Genomic DNA, 19,046 nt, shown 5'->3' on the forward strand with positions numbered 1-19,046 from the left:
TGGTTTACTATTTGTATTAAATTTCATCAGTTTAGTTAAAAATCAAATCAAATTCAGTATTTTTATTATTTTTTATAATTATTATAATACATTAAATTATATATATTATTAAATTATAATGAGGATATGTCTGTCCAAGAAAATGAGGTTTTAGTTAAAATCACATCAGCCGGAACTATTTCTATTCCTAAACAATTTAGAAAATATATGGATATTCAAAAAGGAGAATATGTTAAAGTAATATTGGGAAAAGACCGACTTATAGTTAGAAAAATTACTATATCTTAGTCTATTGTTGTTTTTGGGTTAGTTTAATGGCTTGATAGGTCCATTCACGGCCAGTTCTTGTTCTATCAATTTTACCTTTTGTAGAAAATCTAGATAAATATGTGGAAATTATACTTAATTTCACCGGTTCGTTGTACTCATCTTCATATTTCTCAAGTATGTTTGTAGATGTAAATTTTCCCATAGGGAAGAATTTATCAACAATATGCCATATTTTTGAGCCTGTAGAGTCCATATTCGTGGTTTTTTGTTCATCCTCTTCAATATTCATCAAGTCCATCATTTCAAAGATTTTTAGAACTTTTTCTCTAGTAACATTTCCTTCTAATTTTATATCATACCGTGCTCCATCAGCATCTTCCATATCAATTCGAATCCGTTTTTTGGCCATCTTTTAGATCTATGAGGATCTAACATTAACAGTTCAATTGATCCCAGAATAATTGTTAACTAAGAGGTTTGTTAACATTGACTGCCTAGCCCACGCCTAGGTTAATTTTTGTTATTAACATCAATGATTAAATTTCCTTATTCTAAATCATCCTTATCATGCCTGGAGTGGAAATAAAGGGGTAAGTTTTAGGATATTCACAATGTTAACATCGAACTTAACGCCTGGAATGGAAATTAAGGGGTAAAACAGACCTTTTTTTCATTTATCCTAACACCAACTTAACAATTTGTTAACAATTAAGATTAACCCCCACACCTATTTTTCCACTCTATTCTTTTCTTTATTTTTTTTTATTGAAAATCTAAAAACTAACTAAAAATAATTAATTACAAACTAAATTAGAATAACTATTCCTATCTTTACTCTCTAATACTAGATATCATTATGTTACTAAAGAGTAGAAACATAGGTGTGTGAGTATGTCCGATCCAATTGATAGATTACTTGATGCAGCTGAATCTGGAAAATCAATTATAAAAAACAGGGATATTCTTCATTTTACATATATTCCAAATACAATTCAACATAGAAATTCTGAACAAGAACAAGTTACTCAATCACTACTACCAATTCTTAAACATTCAAGGCCATCTAACTTACTAGTTTATGGTAAACCAGGTACTGGAAAGACACTTGTAGTTAAAAAAGTATTAAATAAAATTCAAGAGAGAGTAGAAAAATCAAAATTTCCAATAAAACTCATTTATGCTAACTCCAAAGAAGAGACCACGCTTTATGGTTTGTTAGTAAGTTTTGGAAGGCAGTTGGGTATGAGTGATAAAGAACTACCTGGAACTGGCCTAGCAATTAGTGAAGTTTTCAAAAGAATTCTAAATAATATTGATGAATTTAAAATAAATGTTATTTTTGTTATAGATGAAATTGACTATCTAGCCCAACTTGTCTCAAAAACAGGCAAAGATATCTTATATCAACTTACTAGAGCAAACGAACGTCTAAAACAAGGCTCTTTAACTTTGGTAGGAATTTCAAATGACCTTACATTTAAGGAAAAACTTGATCCTAGAGTAATCAGCAGTTTAGGTGAAGAAGAGGTAGTTTTTACAAACTACAATGTAGAACAAATTAAAAAAATATTAGAAGAACGTATTAACGAGGCGTTTATCTCTAATTCAGTAGAAGATCCAGCACTAAATCTTTGTGCAGCCTTGGCAGGTGGTGAACATGGAGATGCTAGAAGGGCAATTGATCTTATTCGTGTTGCAGGTGAAATCGCTGAAAGGCAACAATCAGAAAAGGTTTCCCAAGATCATGTTAGGGAGGCATCACTAAAAATTGAAGAAAATAAAGAAGAAACATCTCTAAAATCATACCCACTCCATGAAAAACTTGTAATCCTAGCAATTATGAAGGCCGGAGGTTCATCAACTGGTGAGATTTATTCATCTTACAAAGGACTTTGTAAAATAGTAGGAAGAGACGAACTAACACAAAGGCGAATTACTCAAATGCTTAGTGAAATTGAATTGTCTGGAATTATCTCAGGTAGATTAATTCATCAAGGAATACATGGAAGAACAAAAAAATACAAACTTACAATCTCATCGGAAATGATTAAAAAAACCTTCAAAGATGATTTAACTTTGCAAGATATTGTTTAGAATATTTGAATTATAATTTTCATGATAGACTTTGAAAGTCTTCAAATTTACCATAAGTGCAATTCCTGGATTGGGGGTCATTCCAACACTTGCTTGAAACGGTGTTTGTTTTTGCCAAGAACCAGAATTTAATAAAAGAATTCCTTTGTACATATCCAATTCGGCCCTATGTACATGTCCTACATGGAAGATATCTGGAATATCATCAATTACCATCAAATCTTCTCTTTCTGGGGCTATTGGGGTTTGACTACCATAAATTGGACTTAGATGTCTTGCTCTTAGAAGATGCTTCATTACTTTAGTAGGTTTATCATAACTTAGACCAGGCGTAGTTTTTACAATATCATCTATACTTTGACCATGAAACATCATTACCTTTACTCCATTTAGAGAAACCACAGCAGGATTTCCAACCATGAAAACATTCTCTCTTTCCCATAATCCTGAATTGTATTTTTTAGGAATTGCTGGTTGTGGTAATGCCCTACGACCAGGATCATGATTTCCTGGCATAATGAATATTTTTATATAATTAGGAATTTTACTTATGAGTTCTTCAACTTTTTTTAACTGCTCTTCAATAGTCTGACAAACCAATTCTTTATCTTGATTTGGATAAATCCCAACACCATCTACTAAATCTCCACCAATTAACACAAAACGAATTTTTCTTGCTACTGAATCTGGACTGGATAACCAAGATACAAACTCTGTAAATTCTTCTTCCATGAAGTACTTACTACCAATATGTAGATCTGAAAGAAAAACAGCATATGTTTCAGTTTCAGACCTGTTTGAGGCTTGGTCAGGAACATCAGGCGAAATCAAATCTTTTATGATAAAACCAGCATTTTTACCAAAACCTATTCGAGCCATGATAAATTGGTCATTAAGTAATGAGCCTGCTGTTTTTTGTAATTCATTATCAAAAACTATTCCTTCAAACAAACCCGAAGGATCTTCTAAAACCAATTTTGTTATGTTTCTCTCTACACTTCTACTAGTGACAAGACCACAAATATACATGTCATCATCAGTTTTTGCAGTCTTTACTGAAGCAATTGATTTTAACATCCTTGATTCAGGCCTATCTGAGATTATTCGTTTTAACTTGTTAAAACGGCTAGAAAACAACGTATTATACCCTTTTACTCCTTCCCCTGTAGTAATTCTTAATGTTGGATCAAAGAGTATCTTATGATCATTTTGTAAAGTTTGATCGTCTTTAATTCCCAAATAAACTTCTAAATCATCTTGATTAATTTGATATGATTTTTGTTTCGTTTTTTCACGAACAATCTCTTTAATTATTTTCTCTAATTTTTTTACATCTACATTTTCAAGAAACTTGAATGCATTTGGATGAATTTGGAACCCTTTATTCAAAGCATAATTCAAGGCAACTGATAGTTCTTTTTTCAATATCAAAGAATGTTTTCTGGTTTAATTAAATCTGCGCCCATACCTAACCCTCAAATATCGATTACAATAAAAAATCATATGTCTAAGATTAGAATAATCATATTTTTTATATTTATGGGATTGTTCACAACTGCATATCAAATCGGTTCAATGTCTACAGTCAGCGACGAAGAGGCTACTGCATTTATGTCCGAATTTGAAAAATTAGTTAAAGATATCGATGCAATGGGAATCTTCCTTCATAACTCGACAATTTCATTACCAATGTTTATTCCTGGATTTGGAGTGATATGGGGATTATTTTCAGCTTGGTCAACTGGATTTGCTTTTTCAGCAATAGTTTCAATCTCTCCAGAACTAGCAAAAGTTCCACCACTGGCAATTCTCTTTTTATCACCATTTGGCATAATGGAACTTACTGCCTATTCTTTAGCTACATCTAGAAGTTTCATATTGATTAAAGAAGTATATAGAAAATCTAACCTAATTCCATTTCTAAAACCTACTGTGATAGAAATAGGCATAGTGTTAGGACTACTATTGGCAGGTGGATATCTAGAGTATTATATGATTAAATTAGTTCAAGACGAATCCATCACACTTCCTGGATTTTAATTTGAAAAAACCTATTGATTTATCTAATCAGCTTAAAATAATTTAGTAGCAAATTATAAACCGAATTAGAAGAGAAATATAACATGAATACTATAATTCTTGGATTTTTAGTGTTATTGGCTTTTTCTGGATTTGCTTTTACTAACTCATTTGCAATTTCACCAAATAGTGCTTTTACTTTGGAAGGATCAGGATATGCAGTTACAGAAAATACAATTAAAACCTCTGAAATAGATTTAGCAATTTCTACCCAGAAACAAACTGGAAGTAGTATTGCATCATCAGTTGAAGATGGATTCATTACTTTGGATGATGAAGACTTTCTAACTACAGAATTAAAGGCAACAATGCTACGTGAAGGTAAATACATTAGAATTAACGGAGTTATTGATAGTGATGTTGGCAGCCAAGCATCTGTTAGTTTTTTTGGGAAACTAATTGAAGAAAGTAAAAATGCTTCAATCTATGGTTTTACTGGAAGAATAACAATTAATGATGATAATTATAAAATAATCTACACTGCAAAACTATCAGAACTTTCAAAAATTAAATCAACACCCACAGAATCAAAAACAGATAAAAAACTTATAATCCATATCCTTAAAGATTCAAGTAAACAAGGGGCAGGTTCAACCATTGGTTCTGTAGATGCATCAAAATTTAGACATTTTTCACAAGATAAAATTTCAGTTGCCCCAAAGACAACAATCACTTTTGTAAATGATGATAATGTATCACACAGTATTCTTAGTGGAAAATTAACTGGTGATCGTTATGAACAATTTATTGCTGATGGGCGAATCTCAACTGGTGTGATTTTACCTAATCAATCAATTGACATTACACTTAATGATATAGGATTTTACAGATTATATGATCCAAATTATCCATGGATGGATATTACAGCATATGTATTTCCAAATGTGCAAAGTAATGTAATTTTAAAATAATTTAAATTATAAAAATTAATTTTTCCACTGCCATTTGTAATTCATATAGGAATCCAAAACAAACTGATTGAAAACCATTACAGATAAATCTGAAAACTCTTTCTCTTCCAAATCCTTCACAGTTCCAACAAAACTAGTCTCATTTTCAGTGGTAAGCGCTTCAAAAACATGAACTTTCATGTTTTCGGTATTAAATCCATTATTTTTTAGATATTTTGCAATCTCTGATGGCATAAAATGTTTGTCGGGTTGTTTAGGCCATGGTCTAGGAACTAAAACCACATTATATCCATCAATTAATGCTTTTTGCAATTCAAGTTTCTTTTCTTCAATTGAAGTTGTTACGTGCATTGTAATTACTTTGGATTTATCCAACGGAACTTTTGCTTTTGATGCTGCAACTTGAATTGAACTAATACCTGGAATTATTTCTACATCTCCAAAAATCTCAATTAGTCTATCTACGACCTCAGACTCTGAAAAATTAACATCACCTGTAAATGGAATTACTAATGAACGATTTCCTAACACTGAATGAATTTTTTGATATGATTCTTCTTGATTGTTCATAGTAATTTCATAAATCTCTTTATCTACAATCAAATCTTCAATTGTTTTCAATGTGTATTTGTATCCAATAATTATGTCACAATTCTGTATGATTTCTTTTACAATTCCAGTTACATATTTTGGCGAACCTGGACCTACACCTACAGCATAAATTTTTCCCAATTTACTTTGTAAATTTCTGCCTGTCTTTAATATATTGCACAAAAGGTTCCCAATCTACTTTCATGTATTTTGTAGGCTCTTTCACTGGATATTTTACCCAATCCTGCGCAATTGAATATTGATATTTTTGTTGTTTTCCATCTTTTTTATATTCTAAAAGTAAGATACTTCCCCACTCCTTTTCTTCATGTGAGATATTCAAAATATCATCAAAAGATATTTGGATATTTTTTTTATTTTTTATATCTTCTATTAAATTACTTTCGTTATATCCATCATGACGAATCATTGTATTTTTTGATTTTAAAAAACTAATTACCTGTCTTTGTCTAATTGCTTGCCACCATCTCATTTTTGCCTCTGTTTTGTGAACAAACATCAGATGCTTATCCGTTAATACTAGCATTCCTTCTTTTCCACCAATTGAAAAGAAATTCTTTGACTCTCTCCATACCGAAACTAAATGTGCTTGAATTTTTTCATCTGATTGCATAATGCTTAATTTATTTGACTTTGTTAAAAACTAATACAATTAGCTTTTATGTAAGATATTCTGAAATGGCTTATTGAAAAATTTTTTAATTATAATTTTATTATCATTGTTTTTAATTAATTTTGGAAATCAATCATTTGCACAATCTGATGATAAATTAGTAATTTTACATACGAACCTTGGTAATATTGTAATTGAATTATTCCCAAATGATGCTCCTAACCATGTTCAGAATTTTATTAAATTAGCAGAAGATGGATTTTATGATGGAATTATTTTTCATAGAATAATTCCAGGATTTATGATTCAGGGTGGTGATCCAAACACAAAAGGTGGAGATCAAAGCACTTGGGGAACTGGAGGACCAGGATATTCTGTAAATGCCGAATTTAATACAATTAAACATAATCGTGGAATTGTTTCTATGGCCAGAGCACAAGATCCAAACAGTGCAGGCTCACAATTTTTTATAGTTCATAAAGATTCAAATCATTTAGATCAACAATATACCATCTTTGGTAGAATTGTAACTGAGGAGAGCTTTGCAACACTTGACAAGATTGCATCAGTAAAAACTTCAGGTACACTTCCTGTAGACGTTGAACTGGTAAAAATTACAAAAGCTGAAGTTGTCAATCGTTCCGATGTAAGTAATTTACTTAAATTATCAGAACCTGAAAGAGTTACCACCACAATTACATCGTCATCGGGTTTTCAACGATATGAAGATAAGGCATTAGATATTGAATTTGATGCACCTGAAGGTTGGATATTACAACAACCAGAAAAAACTAATGAAAATTCTCCAGACGTAGTTGCTATAGGGCCCACAATCGGACCTATTACACCATACATTTCTTTAACTATTTCTGATGCCAGAGGAAAAAACCTTGATGAAATAATGCAAGAAAAAAATATTTCAATAAAAAACATAATTGACTCAGGAATTAATTTGGAAATTATATCTCAAAACAAATTAACAATTAATGAAAAACAAGCATATGTTATTGACGCAATACAATCATTTGAAAATAATGGAACATCCTTTAGTGCACAATTTAGAGAGATCACTATTTCAACTCCACAAAAATTTTATATTTTCACATATGCTAATGTAGCAGAAAATTTTAATGATCATGTTTCTAAATTTGAAAAATCGATCAATTCTTTTAAAATAATATCAGAACCAATTAAAGAAATAAAATCTGCATCAGCTTCTGTAGAGACAGACGAAAAGGGTGGTGGGTGTTTAATTGCTACAGCAGCATATGGCTCAGAATTAGCTCCTCAAATTCAACAACTAAGAGAAATAAGAGATAATACTATTCTTTCAACTCAATCTGGAACTACATTTATGACTGGATTTAACCAATTTTATTATTCTTTCAGTCCTATTGTAGCAGATCTGGAAAGAGAAAATCCTGTATTCAAAGAGGCAGTTAAATTGGCTATTACTCCAATGTTATCAACTCTTTCAATTATGACATTAGCTGAAGATGGTTCTGAAATCGAAGTGTTAGGATTAGGACTTTCTGTACTTGCATTAAATTTTGGAATGTATTTTGTAATACCCACAATCGCAATTATTAAAATTAAAAATAAATTCTGATTATAAAATTTAATTTCTATAAAAAATTATAATTTTTTCTACTAAACATCATCAAAAATTGGGGCATTCTCTTTTTACCAAACATCATCTACTTCATCAAGAACCTTGTATTCTTTTTCTGTTTCACGTTTCAAAAGTTTTAATCTTGAAATATCCCTATCATAAAATAAGTCTATTATCCAATCTAAAAAAATTCTAACTTTTTTATCAGGCGATGGAATTTTTGATAGATAGACATTTCTCCAAATAAGCCAAGCTAAAAATCCCGAAATATTCATGCCTAGAAACGTTGCAATACCAGTTCTTTTTCCAATTATTGCCATTTGTCCTTTTGAATGATAAACAAATTTTTCTTTCTCTGAATTTTTGATTAATGCATTTAGATTATGAGCGGCAATCTTAGCTTGTGCTTCGGCAATCTGTGCAGTAGGAGCAAATGGTCTATTTGTTTGTGGATCCATAAATAATGCACAATCTCCAATTGCAAAAACTCCTGGAAATTCTGAAACTTCAAGAAAATCATTTACAATAATTTTCCCCTTATCTGTTTTGAACATTGATCTTTTTATTGTATTGACAGGTGTAACACCTGCAGTCCAAATCAATGTTTTAGTTCTAATTCCACTAATCTTTGATTCATTTACCGAGTCTTTTGGGTTTTCATCTAATGATTTTATAGAGACCTCTGTTCCATCAAAACTTGTTACTGCTGTACGAAGTCGAATATCGATTCCCCTTTGAATCATTTTTTCTTTTGCAAAATCTGCTAATTTTTCATTAAAGCCGGGAAGAATCATTGGAAGAGCTTCTAAAACTATAACACGAATATCGTCTTTGTGAATTGTAGGGTAATGCTTTCGTGCATCTAATAATAAATCTAATAATTCTCCAGCAGTTTCAATTCCAGCAAATCCTCCTCCTACAATCACAAATGTTAAAAGACTATCACGAAGAATAGTATCAGTTTCATTATCAGCTTGTTCAAGCATATCTACTACTCTGTTTCTTAAAACAACTGCATCATTAAGCGTCTTCATTGTATAGGCATTTTTCTCAACATCTGCCATTCCAAAAAAATTGGTTTCACTACCTAATGCAACTACTAGATAATCATAATAAATTGAAACACCACGTTTTTCACCCGTGCCCCATAATGTTACAAGTTTTCCAAATGGATCTACATTTTTTATTCTGCCTTCATAAAATTTAGTTTTTTTACAAATTGCTCTAATAGGCATTACAATATGTCTTGTTTCAATAATGCCTGATGCTACCTGAGGCAACATTGGAGTAAATAATAAGAAATTATCCTCACTCACCATTACTAATTCAACTTCGGAATTGTTTTTGAAAAAAGACTCTAACTGTCTAGCACATTCTACTCCAGCAAATCCCCCTCCCAAAATTACTACTTTCTTCTTATTTTTAGCCAATTACCCTATACCATAAAATTACTGAATATATCCTATGAGATCAAATATTCTGATATTTTATTACTATTTTTTGAATTTATGAAATTTTGACTATGTCTGAGTGAAGTATCTCATATGCCCTTGAGGCATCTTTTTCATTTAGGATTATTATTATGCTATCTTGACTGAAAAATGCATTTACAAGTTCTATTCCGTTATCATGTAAAATCTCTGCAACATAAGATACTACATCTGATTGATTTTGATTATTTGGAATTGAAATTCTAATCTTTGCAAGACCCGTACTAAACATACTTTCATTATTTGGTACGTTTTCAAAAATTTGCCTTATGCTTTCTATGTCCTCTGTAAGGAATCTAAATGAATCAGACATCCTAAAAAATTCATAATTATTAGTAATTTTTGAGAATTTATCCAAGATTGACATTGTATCCATTTCAGCAAAATCTTTCATAGAAAATTTAATATCCATTATTCCATCTGTTAAAGAAAGCCTTGCATTCTTCAAAACACTCTCATCCCTGATATTTTCTTTAATTTCAAATGAATCAGCATATCGTTTTATGGCAACAACAATAGTATTGAGATTTACAGTACTGCCCAAAATTCTTTCAATTTCAGGTTGAATCTTTACAGCTAATGCTGTATAGTTAATCAAATCCATTTTCATGCAATCATAAATTGAACGATTTCTAGTAATAATCTCCCTAACTAATTCAGGTATAGACATACTTGAATTTCTCATTAGGCATAATTATACTATGTCAGATATAATAATATTATGTAATATATTACATAATAATACATAATATTTATATAATGTAATATATATTACATATAGTAGATAAATATGACAATGTTTGATGATGAATTTGATAGAATCTTCAAGAGAATGTCTGGCTCATTTTTTGATATAGATGACATATTTGAAGAATTCAAGAAAAATGATTCCAATACTGGTCCAATTTATTATGGTTATACAATGACCGTTGGTCCTAATGGAAAACCAGTTCTAAAAGAATATGGAAACGTAAAACCAAGATTACTCCCTACATCTGATAATAGAGAACCAATTGTAGATGTAATTGTAGATGAAAAAGAAAAGCAAGTGAAACTTGTAGCAGAAATGCCTGGAGTTGAAAAGACAGACGTTAAAATTCTTGTCCAAGACAAATTTGTAGATATTTCTGCAGAACATGGTGAAAAGAAATACCATACAAAAGTTCCAATCAACTATAAAGTTGATGAAAACTCTGCCAAAGCTTCCTACAAAAATGGAATTCTAGAACTCGTCTTCAAATTAATTGAAGATACAAAACCAAAAGGCAAAAAAGTGGAGGTTGAATAAACCTCCCTAATTTTTGGAGAAAAACATGGATGAAATTATTTTAAAAATTGTTGAAATTCCACAACAACATATCGGTAGAGGAAGAGCTATAATTGATCCTAAAATAATTGAAGAAACTAAATGGAAACCAGGACAAATCTTAGAATTAACATATAATAAAAAAACACATGTAAAACTTTGGCCTGGTTCAACCGAAGAATATGGTACTGGTGTTATCAAAATTGATGGAATGACTAGACAAAATATTGGAGCTGGAATTGGTGATAAAATTTCTATAAAATCAGTAGAAGCTGCTGAGGCCGAACAAATTACTTTATCCCCAACTGAAAAATTAGCTATTGATGAAGAACAACTACATGATGTTATGATTACAAATTTTCAAAATCATGTATTTACAGTTCATGATTCAATTCAACTTCCAACTCAAATGGGAGGAAAAATTCAATTTATTGTAACTAGTACAAAACCATCAAAACCAGTAATTGTAACAGAACGTACAATATTCAAACTTGGTTCTATGACAAAAGCAGTAGATACTAATGTTCCAAGAATAACTTATGATGAATTAGGTGGTTTAAAAAACGAAGTTAGAAAAATTCGTGAAATGGTAGAACTACCAATGAGACATCCTGAACTATTTGAAAAAATAGGTGTGGAAGCACCAAAAGGTGTGTTGCTATACGGTCCACCTGGAACCGGAAAGACTTTACTTGCAAAAGCAGTAGCTGGAGAAACAAACGCTCATTTCATCTCACTTAGTGGTCCTGAGATTATGGGAAAATATTATGGAGAAAGTGAAGAAAAAATTAGAGAAATTTTCTCACAAGCTGAGGAAAATGCACCTAGTATTATTTTCATAGATGAAATTGATTCAATTGCCCCAAAAAGAGATGAAGTATCTGGCGAAGTAGAGAAAAGAATAGTGTCACAACTATTAACATTAATGGATGGAATGAAATCTAGAGGGAAAGTAGTAGTTATTGCTGCAACTAATAGACCCGATTCAATAGATCCAGCACTTAGAAGACCAGGTAGATTTGATAGGGAGATAGAAATTGGAATTCCAGATACTGAAGGTAGATTTGACATTCTTTCAATTCACACACGTGGAATGCCAATCGATGAAAAAGTAGACCTTAAACAAATTTCAAAAATTACACATGGATTTGTAGGAGCTGATTTAGAAGTATTATCAAAAGAAGCTGCAATGAGATCTCTTCGAAGACTTCTTCCTGATATTGATCTTGATGAGGAAAAAATTTCATCTGAAATTCTTCAAAAAATAAAAATCACAAGTGAAGATTTCAGAGATGCATTAAAAGAAGTTAGGCCAAGTGCACTTAGAGAAGTACAAGTCCAAATTCCCGATGTAAGTTGGGATGATGTTGGTGGTTTAGATAAACTCAAAGAAGAACTTTTAGAAGCAGTTGAATGGCCTATGAAATACAAAGAAGCATTTGATTATGTTAATGTGGAAAGTCCAAAAGGAATTCTACTTCATGGTCCACCAGGAACAGGTAAAACTTTGATTGCAAAGGCACTTGCTAAAATGACAGAATCAAACTTTATCAGCATTAAAGGTCCTGAACTTCTTTCAAAATGGGTTGGCGAATCTGAAAAAGGAGTTAGAGAAATTTTCAGGAAAGCACGACAAGCAGCTCCATGTATTATTTTCTTAGATGAAGTTGATGCCCTTGTACCACGCAGAGGAAGTGGAGATTCAAGTTCACATGTTACAGAAAATGTAGTCTCACAAATTTTAACTGAAATTGATGGACTTGAAGAATTACATAATGTACTGATTATTGGTGCAACAAACCGATTAGATATCGTAGATGAAGCACTTCTAAGACCTGGAAGATTTGATAGAATCATAGAAGTTCCAACTCCTGACTCAAAAGGAAGACAACACATCTTTGAGATTCACACCAAAAAGAAACCACTTGCTAGTGATGTAAGTATTGCAAAACTAGTAGAATTAACAGATGGCTTTAGTGGTGCAGAAATTGCAGCTGTTGCAAATAGAGCAGCAATTACTGCTTTAAAGAGGTATGTGAGTGGAAAATCAAAGAACATAAAAGAAATCAAAATATCACAAGAAGATCTACTTGATTCAATCAATAAGGTAAAGCCTAGAAGAGATGTACCTATTCCACAATCCATAAAATAGTCTAAATACTAAGGGAGATCATACAAATCAATGAAGCTATATCTCGACTTTAATCCATGCCAAGAATGTAATACAATGATGGCTGAATTGAGTAGTCCTGAAATGCTATTTGCTGATGCGAAGAAAAGAGCAGATGAATCTGCAAAATTTTTACGACATCTCACGTATAATCATAATGAGGTAGTTCAAGCAGTCATGGAAGATCTACCCAAACAAAAAAGAGATCAAGAATTTGATTTCTTTAAATAAATTAATTTTTTAATTATTAATTGTCATTGTTCATTCTACTATTTTTAATGTTTTTTTAATTAAGACCACTCTATTTCTTATGGTGACGTCACTTACTCCAGATGCCTCTGCAAATTTCTTTTGACTGATTTTCTCATTATTAATTATACATGAAATATACAAAGATGCAGCTGCTTGCGCTACAGGATGTTTTCCTGCAGTAATTTCCTTCATTTCACAATGTTTTAAAATATCAAATGCATCACGTTTTGTTTTTTCTTTCAAATTCATATTATTTGAAATTTTAGAAATAAATGATGATGTATCATATTGATTTAGATTTAATCCTAGTTTTTTGATAATTGTTCTTAAATCTCTAGATAAAATTCTTCTTTCAATATTTCCTGCCGCTGCAATATCGTCTAATGTTCTAGGTATGTTATTTTCTCTACATGCTGCATACAAAGATGCAGAAACTAATGAAGCCATAGTTCTACCCCTAGTTAGTTTAGCACTTGAAATTTTTCGATAAATATAAGCTGCATTTTCAACTACATTGTCTGGAATTCCTAATTTTGTCTTCATACCATTTAATAAAGTAAAAGCTTTGCTTAATGTAGCAGTTGATCTAGACTTACTTCTTTGATCCCATGTACGAAGTCTTTTAAATTCATATTTTGTTTTATTTGATAACGCATTACCTGCAGAATCTTTGTTAGTTCCAATTACACTTGATAATCCTCTATCATACATGGTTAATGATGTTGCAGGACCAGTTCTTGATAACTTTAAAAAATCTTCTTGACCATATCCATTTCCTTCATTTGAAGTATCAGATATGTTTTGCACTAGGACAATACCGCATCCCCCACAAAACATTTCACCTCTTTCTGAATCAGTAATTATGGGATAGGTTTTGCAAGTGTCTAGTTTACACTTGACATCATAATTATTTGAATAATCTTCTAACACTATTACATGTTATAGTCATTCATAAAATAAAAATAAATTGAAACAGGTAATTTTAATACAAAAAGATTAATTTAACTTCAAAAAATTCCTCTAATTTTGTTTAGAATAAATTCTGTTTGTTATAGAAATTACTTTTTAATAAATGTTAAAAATAAATTTTTTAAAAATTAGAGACTATTCTCTTCGTATAGATTCTAAAGAGTGACCACGATTAACAATCATTTGAATGATTGCTTCAGTAGTATACTCAATACCATGTTCCTCTTCAAAATGTTGTCGTAGTTTTTCAAGGAGTGTGATGTTTTTCTCTCCATCCAAAACAAACTCACATTCAAATCCATAATCTTGACATCTTAGTTTTAGCGTCATTCATTGTGCAAAAATTACCAATACTATAAAAATCCTCAGTTTGACATTCAGAATAATAAATTACTGCCACAACTAATGAAAAATCAACTTTTACACTAATAATACCTAATAATCCAAAAATTGGAGGTGCACCATGAAAGGTTTAGAATTTGTGTTTTTAGCAGTCGGGTCTGTGCTTGGAGCTTTTTTAAGATATAAAATAACAGAATCGCCATTACTGTTTAATACATTACCTCTTAATGTTTTGATTGTTAATGTTATTGGAGCATTTGTCTTAGGCATGTTTATCATTATATCAGAACAGTGGAATCTTGATGGGAGATATTCTCTCTTAGCTGCAGTGGGTTTCTGTGGCTCACTTACTACAATGTCTTCTTTTGCGTTAGATTCTAGTAATCTGTTTGACAATCATCATTATGGCACTTTAGCTATTAATCTTGTTGCAAATGTTGGTTTGTCTATTGGTGCATTAGTTGGTGGAAGATCATTAATGTCTACTATAGTAAACGGTTAATTTGTTATCTTTGAAATTATAATCCATTATGTAAGATAATTTTTAGACTAGTTCTCCTAGAAAATGTACTACTTTGTTTACAACAATTACTGTTCTATCTTTAGGAATATGAAATAATTTTTCTGAATTATCTGAGAATTGAATTATTAATTTAGAATAAGGATCGTTTAGAGATTTGTATAAAATTCCTTTATCGCCAATTGATTGAGACCAAGTCGAACCTTGTAAAAATGAAATTGCTTCAAATTTAATGACATGATAAGAAAAAACCATTCTTTTAATGTTTTATTTATTTGAAGAATTTGTCTATTTGTTCTCTATACTTGAAAGTTAACCTTCCAAATTCCGCAAAATCTTCTGCCGATGGATACTTCATCCTCATTGCATATTGATTTACAAAAACAGATAATGCGCTACCAATAATTAGATTGTAAACACCATCTGCCAAATTTTGTGAATAGGGAAATGCTATTTTAATAAAAGGAAGATAAGTTTCTGTCTGTGAGATCATTAATTTAACATTCTTTTCTACATACTCTTGAACATCATCTGGAATTGCCATATTGTTTACTCATTGTAATTTCTTATAATGTTTTATTAACACATCTCTAAATTAAGCATCTTTTATGTTATTTTTGTCAGATTTTATTCATCTGTTCTAGTTATTTTCTATATCATTTTTAAAATTAAGACGAATAATCAAATAGACACATAAATAACCTAATTCCATTTTTTTTATGAAAAAAATTGAAGCAATAATCAAGCGTTCAACATACCCTATAATTATCAGTGAATTAAGTAGTATGGGATATTCAATTATTGATAAACGAAATCTAGAAGATAGTAAAATTTTTGATAAACAATCAGGTGCAAAAGCTGGTTCAACTAATGTTAAAGCAATTCCACTTTCCAAAATCGAATTGGTTGTTTTAGAAAAAGATGCAAGACAAGTTATTAATTTAATTTCTAAGAAATCTGGTTTTTCTGAAAATCAAGGAGGCAAAATCTTCATTTCAGAAATGGAAGAAGTTGTAGATATGAATACACTTAGTGCACAACATGATCTTGAATCTGATAAAGTCTTTTTCTCTTCCAAACCAAAAACTAAGAGAAGCAGACTAGTTCCACTCCATAAGTTTACATTAATAAAACTTGAAAAAATATATGAAGATAATAAAGAAAAATTACAGTCAGATTACAGAATTAAATCATTTAGTAGTTTTGTTAATTATTGTATTATGGGATATCTTCCAACTATTGAAAAACAACTAAAACATTCTACAATTGTTTATGAAAACAATTTTCATGATTTTTAGTTAAATTGTTTCTTCTCCTTCCTTTCCTGTTCCAATATCTATAGCACGTAATATTGGTGAAACAAAGATCTTTCCAACACTTCCTTTTGTTTTAATAATATTGATAACTTCCTCTTCTTTACTTTCTGGAATGATTACTACTATGACATATTTTTCACTGAATTGAGGTTGAAATATGGCACTTCCTTTAGATGCATGAATTTCTGCTGGGGGGTTTTTTCCTCTTCCCCTGACTTTACCTACTGTCAAACCACCAATCTCAATTTTTCTTAAAGCCTCACTTATTGCCATTACGTCATTATTTCCTAATAGTGCTTCAATTCTTAGCATTTGATATTTCTAAAAGGTTTTTCACAAATAATAGTTTCAGATTTTGATAATCAAGTGATAATCAAATGGTTAGCTAATTTCGTTATTATTATTTAGTTTTAGAACTTGAAAACTAACATGCCAATAGATACAGGTGATACCGCATGGATGCTTGTAGCTGGAAGTTTAGTTCTTTTAATGATACCTGCCCTTGGACTTTTTGAGTCGGGATTATTGAGAAAGAAAAATGCCGTATCTGTTTTTATGCAAATCTTTTTTGGATTAGCTTTACTTAGTGTAATGTGGTTTGTTTTTGGATTTAGTTTATCATTTGGCCCTGATGAATCAGGTGGATTTATTGGAAATATGGATTGGGTGTTTCTAAAGGGAGTTCCATGGGATGAAGCGCTTGATTATGCACCAACTATTCCAGGTGTATTGTTTGTAAAATTTCAATTGATGTTTGCTGCAATTACACCATTGCTGCTAACTGGTACTATTGCAGAAAGAATGAAATTTAGTTCATTTATCATATTCATAGCTTCTTGGTCTATTCTAATCTACTATCCACTTGTTCATTGGGTATGGGGAGGTGGTTGGTTAGCAGAACTTGGTGTTGTTGATTTTGCAGGTGGAATAGTTATTCATACAAGTGTTGGAATGGGTGCACTAGCTGCAGCCATAGTACTTGGTCGTAGAAGATTTTTTGGTCCAGCAATTGAAATTCCTCACAGTATTCCTTTAGCAGTAGTAGGTTCATCACTCCTTTGGTTAGGTTGGTTTGGATTCAATGCAGGTAGTGCATTAGCTTCTGGTTCTTTAGCAGGCAATACAGTCATTGTAACTCACATGGCATCTTCAGTATCTGCACTTATTTGGGTTGGATTATCATGGATGAGAACCGGTAAACCTTCTGTCGTTGCAGCAGTTAATGGTGCTATTGCAGGTCTTGCAGGAATCACGCCAGCATCAGGATTTGTTAGTGTAGAACATTCTTTCGTTATTGGTATAGCAATTGGTATAGCATCCTATTCTGGAATTATAATCTTCAAAGAAAAACTAAAGATAGATGATGCACTAGATGTTAGCTCAGTTCACGGTGTTGCCGGAATTATTGGTTCTCTTTCAATTGGACTCTTTGCTAGTAAATTAGTTAATCCAGCTGGACCAAATGGATTACTATTTGGCAATCCTGATCAATTAGGAATTCAAGCAATAGGAGTTGGTGTAGCAGCAGTTCTTGGTTTTTGTGGAACATGGATAATTATGAAAATTTTAGATTTCTTAATTGGAGTTAGAGTATCGCCCGAAGTTGAAGATGCGGGATTAGATATTAGTGAACATGCAGAACGAGCATATGCTGATGAGGAAGAATTCAAGTTAGATATGGATACATATGTAGATGATTTAGAAGACAAAAAAGAATTTTTCTTTAATAAAAAAAAATCTAAATAATTTATAAAATTTCTGATATATTTTATATACTCAAAATCGATCACAATTTTGTGAGATCTACTCCTTCAAAAAACCAATCTAATACTCAAAAAGAAAAAACACGTAGTATAACTTATCGTCTGCCGTCTAAAATTATTGATGAATTAGAAACAATAGCAATGAATAACAAAACTTCACAAAACGTTTTGGTAAAACAAATTCTTGAAAAATATGTAAATTGGGATCGATTTGGTGATAAAATTGGAATGATTCCAATTCCAAGAGGAATCTTGGATTCATTAGGTGCTGAAATGAATGGAGATGATATTAATGAAATCATTAAATCCGTTTTACCAATTATCAAAGATACAGTTCTTTTTATGAAAGGAAAATATGATTTGAAACGTTGTATTGAAACATTAGAAGATTATATGCGTGCATCAGGAATGAAATCAGATCATCGAATTGAAGGAGATTTACATCATTTTATTATTCAACATGAATTGGGAATGAATTGGTCATTTTTTACAGAACAACTACTAAAAGAGATTTTTATTCAGTTTATGCCAAACAAAAATATTAGATTTCAAACTACAAAAAACACAGTAATTGCAACAATAGCACTTGGTTCAGATTTTAATGAACATGATTATTGATTTTTGTTTATACAATAGAAATACATTTTACATAATTTTTTAAATTTAACATGATTTTTCAAATTTAGAATATACTTTTTCTTTTGTATTTTTTACGCAATAATTATAA

Annotated in this window: 23 protein-coding genes; 12 read left to right on the forward strand and 11 right to left on the reverse strand. The window is 30.9% G+C overall.

What is annotated here, in order from left to right:
- The first annotated feature begins 126 nt into the window (after positions 1–126).
- Positions 127–288: an AbrB/MazE/SpoVT family DNA-binding domain-containing protein gene (locus K5782_RS06195; RefSeq protein ID WP_007551680.1), complete on the forward strand. Its 162-nt coding sequence runs from the start codon at positions 127–129 to the stop codon at positions 286–288.
- A 1-nt stretch (position 289) separates the two neighbouring features.
- Here K5782_RS06195 and K5782_RS06200 read toward each other — a convergent pair whose 3' ends face one another.
- Positions 290–679, reverse strand: a complete 390-nt coding sequence (locus tag K5782_RS06200; protein ID WP_179365556.1) for a hypothetical protein — start codon at positions 677–679, stop codon at positions 290–292.
- Between the two features lie 482 nt (positions 680–1,161).
- Here K5782_RS06200 and K5782_RS06205 point away from each other — a divergent pair, with 482 nt between their 5' ends.
- Positions 1,162–2,364 (forward strand): AAA family ATPase, encoded by a 1,203-nt coding sequence (locus K5782_RS06205; RefSeq protein ID WP_297464953.1) that lies wholly within the window; start codon positions 1,162–1,164, stop codon positions 2,362–2,364.
- On the opposite strand, the gene K5782_RS06210 is transcribed toward K5782_RS06205, so the two are convergent.
- Positions 2,341–3,789, reverse strand: coding sequence for a DNA-directed DNA polymerase II small subunit (locus tag K5782_RS06210; protein WP_297464955.1), 1,449 nt, complete (start codon positions 3,787–3,789; stop codon positions 2,341–2,343). The genes K5782_RS06205 and K5782_RS06210 overlap by 24 nt on opposite strands.
- 78 nt (positions 3,790–3,867) lie before the next feature.
- On the opposite strand from K5782_RS06210, the gene K5782_RS06215 reads away from it, so the two are divergent.
- Together K5782_RS06215 and K5782_RS06220 are read left to right on the forward strand one after the other, a co-directional pair.
- A complete protein-coding gene (locus tag K5782_RS06215) occupies positions 3,868–4,404 on the forward strand; it encodes a stage II sporulation protein M (RefSeq protein ID WP_297464957.1) in 537 nt (178 codons plus the stop codon).
- Between the two features lie 83 nt (positions 4,405–4,487).
- Entirely contained in the window at positions 4,488–5,354 is an 867-nt protein-coding gene (locus tag K5782_RS06220; RefSeq protein ID WP_297464960.1) for a hypothetical protein, read from the forward strand.
- Positions 5,355–5,369: 15 nt separating this feature from the next.
- Here the strand turns inward: K5782_RS06220 and cbiE are convergent, their stop codons facing one another.
- Positions 5,370–6,086, reverse strand: a complete 717-nt coding sequence (gene cbiE, locus K5782_RS06225) for a precorrin-6y C5,15-methyltransferase (decarboxylating) subunit CbiE (protein WP_297464962.1) — start codon at positions 6,084–6,086, stop codon at positions 5,370–5,372.
- Position 6,087: 1 nt separating this feature from the next.
- Positions 6,088–6,579, reverse strand: coding sequence for a hypothetical protein (locus K5782_RS06230; RefSeq protein WP_297464964.1), 492 nt, complete (start codon positions 6,577–6,579; stop codon positions 6,088–6,090).
- Positions 6,580–6,652: 73 nt separating this feature from the next.
- On the opposite strand from K5782_RS06230, the gene K5782_RS06235 reads away from it, so the two are divergent.
- Positions 6,653–8,188 carry a peptidylprolyl isomerase gene (locus K5782_RS06235; protein ID WP_297464966.1) on the forward strand — a complete coding sequence of 512 codons (1,536 nt, stop codon included), beginning with the start codon at positions 6,653–6,655 and terminating at the stop codon, positions 8,186–8,188.
- A gap of 74 nt (positions 8,189–8,262) precedes the next feature.
- On the opposite strand, the gene K5782_RS06240 is transcribed toward K5782_RS06235, so the two are convergent.
- On the reverse strand, positions 8,263–9,621 hold the full coding sequence (locus K5782_RS06240; protein WP_297464968.1) for an NAD(P)/FAD-dependent oxidoreductase: 1,359 nt from the start codon (positions 9,619–9,621) through the stop codon (positions 8,263–8,265).
- A 76-nt stretch (positions 9,622–9,697) separates the two neighbouring features.
- Positions 9,698–10,351, reverse strand: coding sequence for an ACT domain-containing protein (locus K5782_RS06245; protein ID WP_297464970.1), 654 nt, complete (start codon positions 10,349–10,351; stop codon positions 9,698–9,700).
- 120 nt (positions 10,352–10,471) lie between these two features.
- Here K5782_RS06245 and hsp20 point away from each other — a divergent pair, with 120 nt between their 5' ends.
- From hsp20 to K5782_RS06260, 3 genes are read left to right on the forward strand one after another with little or no spacing between them, the layout of a single operon-like run.
- Positions 10,472–10,969, forward strand: coding sequence for an archaeal heat shock protein Hsp20 (gene hsp20, locus K5782_RS06250; protein ID WP_297464972.1), 498 nt, complete (start codon positions 10,472–10,474; stop codon positions 10,967–10,969).
- A gap of 25 nt (positions 10,970–10,994) precedes the next feature.
- Positions 10,995–13,139, forward strand: coding sequence for a CDC48 family AAA ATPase (locus tag K5782_RS06255; RefSeq protein ID WP_297464973.1), 2,145 nt, complete (start codon positions 10,995–10,997; stop codon positions 13,137–13,139).
- Between the two features lie 30 nt (positions 13,140–13,169).
- Entirely contained in the window at positions 13,170–13,388 is a 219-nt protein-coding gene (locus K5782_RS06260) for a hypothetical protein (RefSeq protein WP_048110178.1), read from the forward strand.
- 30 nt (positions 13,389–13,418) lie between these two features.
- On the opposite strand, the gene K5782_RS06265 is transcribed toward K5782_RS06260, so the two are convergent.
- Positions 13,419–14,339, reverse strand: a complete 921-nt coding sequence (locus tag K5782_RS06265; protein WP_297464976.1) for a transcription initiation factor TFIIIB — start codon at positions 14,337–14,339, stop codon at positions 13,419–13,421.
- 174 nt (positions 14,340–14,513) lie between these two features.
- Entirely contained in the window at positions 14,514–14,708 is a 195-nt protein-coding gene (locus tag K5782_RS06270; protein ID WP_297464978.1) for a DUF1059 domain-containing protein, read from the reverse strand.
- Positions 14,709–14,841: 133 nt separating this feature from the next.
- Here K5782_RS06270 and K5782_RS06275 point away from each other — a divergent pair, with 133 nt between their 5' ends.
- Positions 14,842–15,222 carry a CrcB family protein gene (locus K5782_RS06275; protein ID WP_297464980.1) on the forward strand — a complete coding sequence of 127 codons (381 nt, stop codon included), beginning with the start codon at positions 14,842–14,844 and terminating at the stop codon, positions 15,220–15,222.
- A gap of 42 nt (positions 15,223–15,264) precedes the next feature.
- Here the strand turns inward: K5782_RS06275 and K5782_RS06280 are convergent, their stop codons facing one another.
- The gene (locus K5782_RS06280) at positions 15,265–15,495 is read right to left on the reverse strand and encodes a hypothetical protein (RefSeq protein WP_297464982.1); all 231 of its coding nucleotides are present in this window, start codon (positions 15,493–15,495) and stop codon (positions 15,265–15,267) included.
- A 16-nt stretch (positions 15,496–15,511) separates the two neighbouring features.
- On the reverse strand, positions 15,512–15,784 hold the full coding sequence (locus K5782_RS06285; protein WP_297464984.1) for a hypothetical protein: 273 nt from the start codon (positions 15,782–15,784) through the stop codon (positions 15,512–15,514).
- Positions 15,785–15,959: 175 nt separating this feature from the next.
- Here K5782_RS06285 and K5782_RS06290 point away from each other — a divergent pair, with 175 nt between their 5' ends.
- Positions 15,960–16,538 carry a P-II family nitrogen regulator gene (locus tag K5782_RS06290; RefSeq protein ID WP_297464986.1) on the forward strand — a complete coding sequence of 193 codons (579 nt, stop codon included), beginning with the start codon at positions 15,960–15,962 and terminating at the stop codon, positions 16,536–16,538.
- Here K5782_RS06290 and K5782_RS06295 read toward each other — a convergent pair whose 3' ends face one another.
- Positions 16,539–16,868, reverse strand: a complete 330-nt coding sequence (locus tag K5782_RS06295) for a P-II family nitrogen regulator (protein WP_007551714.1) — start codon at positions 16,866–16,868, stop codon at positions 16,539–16,541.
- A gap of 117 nt (positions 16,869–16,985) precedes the next feature.
- Between K5782_RS06295 and K5782_RS06300 the strand changes: the two genes are divergently transcribed.
- Together K5782_RS06300 and K5782_RS06305 are read left to right on the forward strand one after the other, a co-directional pair.
- The gene (locus tag K5782_RS06300; protein ID WP_297464989.1) at positions 16,986–18,302 is read left to right on the forward strand and encodes an ammonium transporter; all 1,317 of its coding nucleotides are present in this window, start codon (positions 16,986–16,988) and stop codon (positions 18,300–18,302) included.
- Between the two features lie 50 nt (positions 18,303–18,352).
- Entirely contained in the window at positions 18,353–18,937 is a 585-nt protein-coding gene (locus K5782_RS06305; RefSeq protein ID WP_297464991.1) for a hypothetical protein, read from the forward strand.
- Positions 18,938–19,046 lie beyond the last annotated feature (109 nt).

Source organism: Nitrosarchaeum sp. (genome assembly GCF_025699065.1).
GTDB lineage: Archaea > Thermoproteota > Nitrososphaeria > Nitrososphaerales > Nitrosopumilaceae > Nitrosarchaeum.